2 protein-coding genes and 1 CRISPR repeat array are annotated in these 2,810 nt (G+C 69.6%); both genes read left to right on the forward strand.

What is annotated here, in order from left to right; all coding sequences use genetic code 11:
- Positions 1–372: 372 nt before the first annotated feature.
- On the forward strand, positions 373–945 hold the full coding sequence (locus A3IC_RS0114405) for a hypothetical protein (protein WP_020550750.1): 573 nt from the start codon (positions 373–375) through the stop codon (positions 943–945).
- On the forward strand, positions 939–1,736 hold the full coding sequence (locus A3IC_RS64805) for a hypothetical protein (RefSeq protein WP_020550751.1): 798 nt from the start codon (positions 939–941) through the stop codon (positions 1,734–1,736). Before A3IC_RS0114405 ends, A3IC_RS64805 begins: the two co-directional genes overlap by 7 nt.
- Before the next feature lie 369 nt (positions 1,737–2,105).
- Positions 2,106–2,805: direct repeats of the CRISPR family, unit length 29 nt; unit sequence CGGCTCACCCCCACCTGCGTGGGGACTTC.
- Positions 2,806–2,810: the final 5 nt, after the last annotated feature.

Here is a 2,810-nt window from a genome sequence, read left to right on the forward strand (position 1 = left end):
CAGCAGCCTCGGCTACCGCACACCCGTCGAATACGAAGCCGCACTCGCAGCCTGACCACCACAACGAAGGTGTCCGTCAAAGCGGAGCAAGCTCACATGTACCGCCATCGGCGATCCCGTAGAGATACGTGTCGCATCCGGCCTCTGCGATGAGCCGTGCCAGACGTCCCGATCGTCCACCTCGGGCGTTGTGCTCTCGCTGCTGCGCAGCGCGGTCCCTTGCCGATCAAGGAGCCTCAGCAGCATTCGGGTTGCCGCGAAGTTCGATTGCATCCGTCACTTGTGGTTCGATCCACCGCCCCTGCCACCCAGGTTCCCAAATCCAGCGCCCCGCAAGTACGGTGAGTAATCTCGGCCGAGCGAGGGGGATGCGTGGGACGGAGCACGATCGGGACCGCGGTGATAGCCGTGGTACTACTGGCCACCGTGGGATGCAGCGACGACGGCAGCGACGGCAAGAAGGCCGCGCGTACGACGCCACCATCGGCGCCGTCGTCCGGTCCGCCCGCGACGACCGCGAGCCCTGACGAGGCCGCGCGGACGGCCGCGCTCAATGTCTACGAGCAGTTCATCGCCTACCAAAGCGAGATCGAGGGCGGCGCGCCCCTGGACGAATCCCGGCTTGCCGACGTCGCAACGGGACGTGCCTCAGCGCTGATTCGTCGCATCGCTTCCGACAACGCCCGCGACGGCATCACGGTTCAAGGAACCACCGGCCCCAGGACACCACGCGACGTGGTGGTGTCCCTGACCGCGACCGTACCCACCGTGACGTTGGCTGCCTGTATCGACATCAGCCAGCAGCACGCCACCTATCGCAACGGAAGTCCGGCCCCGCTGGCCAGCCAGGCACCTCGCTACATCCGCGCCTTCACCCTGACCCGTGATCCGGCGGGGAAGTGGCGCATGGCCGACATGAATGCCCAACGGGACCGGTCGTGCTGAGGCCCGCGGCAAAGGCCGTCGTGGTGGGTGTGCTCCTGGTATCGGCTGGTACGACCCCAGCCATCGGTGACGACGAGATCGACGTCGATGTGAACGACGCCGGCCAGGCCGTCATCGAGGCACGCAAGGACGGCTCCCCAGGCCGCCCGGGAGCCGGAACGACCCATGGCACGACCCCGGTGGGGACGAATTCGGCTCCGGCGCCCGTGGATCCGAAGGATCCCGAGGACACCCAGTGCCCCGGCGCGGCCGTGGTCCTGAACGCGACCTCGTGCATGGGCACCAGCGACCCCGGCGGAGGCGGCACGGGCACCGCACCCACACCACCCACCCCGGCCGAGCTCGGCGCCCGCGCGTCCGCGCAGATCCCCCTCGACGCGCCCACCCTGCATCTGACCCCCGGCCCGGGCAAGACCGGTCTCGTCGGACTCCCCACCTGGCTGTGGGTCGACGCCACCCCCGCCACCTGGGGACCGGCCACCGCCACCGCCGCCGTCCCCGGCCTGTCCGTCACCGCCACCGCGGCCGTCGACCGCATCACCTGGACCATGGGTGACGGCGCCACCGTCACCTGCACCACCCCAGGAACCCCCTACACCCCCAACCGAGGTGCCCACCCCAGCCCCGACTGCGGCCACACCTACACCCGCCCCGGCGTCCGCACCGTCACCGCCACCACGCACTGGACCATCACCTGGACCGGCGGCGGCCAAACCGGCACCCTCGCAGCCACCCGCACCACCACGGTCGGCGACATCCGCACAGGCGAAATGCAAGCACTCACCTCCTGAAGTGGGCCCGCCGGCTTGCCGCCCCCACGGTCCCCCAGACCCGGAGACCCGCTTCGACGTGACACTTGCCCGGTCCCAGATACGGCTCACCCAACTCGCGGGGCGTATCGGATAGTGCGCGTAAGTCCGTGATGTGACAGGTCGGCTGGGATAGAGATGGCCGGAGCCGGCCTGGTGCACGCCTCCAAGTCTTCGCGGTTCCTGACCGCGACGACGCTGCCCGGCGTGAACGACATCCAGGTGGCGGTGTCGTGTATTCGGCGCGCGTGGGGACTTCCGATGTTCGATCGTTCCAGCACGACGTGCACGCGGCTCACCCCACTCGCGTGGGGACTTCCCGTGCAGGCGCACCGCTGGCCACTCTCGGCCCGGCTCACCCCCACTCGCGTGGGGACTTCAGCACCGGCACCGTCCAGGCCCCGTAGTACGCCGGCTCACCCCCACCTGCGTGGGAACTTCCTGCCGTCCCTCGTGGTCCAGGTCGAGCGCGCCGGCTCACCCCCACCTGCGTGGGAACTTCGGGTTCGGTGTCATCCATCCGCGCGTCCCCTCCGGCTCACCCCCACCTGCGTGGGGACTTCAGCTCATCGGACATCACGGGGTGTTCGACACCCGGCTCACCCCCACCTGCGTGGGGACTTCCTGTGCGAGATCCGCGCGAACATGCCGTGGGACGGCTCACCCCCACCTGCGTGGGGACTTCGCCCCCTGTACCACGCTCGGCATCGTCGTGAGCGGCTCACCCCCACCTGCGTGGGGACTTCTCGTTCCAGATGCGCGGATCGCCGGCCCGCCGCGGCTCACCCCCACCTGCGTGGGGACTTCGACCAGCACATCTGGCACGTCAGCGTCAGGGTCGGCTCACCCCCACCTGCGTGGGGACTTCCGGTGTACCGCACCTACGGCGACACGCAGGTCCGGCTCACCCCCACCTGCGTGGGGACTTCCAGCGAGCATTTGCCTGCGTCGACGCGGGCGCCGGCTCACCCCCACCTGCGTGGGGACTTCCTCGGCTGATCGAGCCAACCCGGGAAGCGCTCCGGCTCACCCCCACCTGCGTGGGGACTTCGGAGG

This window comes from Embleya scabrispora DSM 41855 (genome assembly GCF_000372745.1).
Taxonomy (GTDB): domain Bacteria; phylum Actinomycetota; class Actinomycetes; order Streptomycetales; family Streptomycetaceae; genus Embleya; species Embleya scabrispora.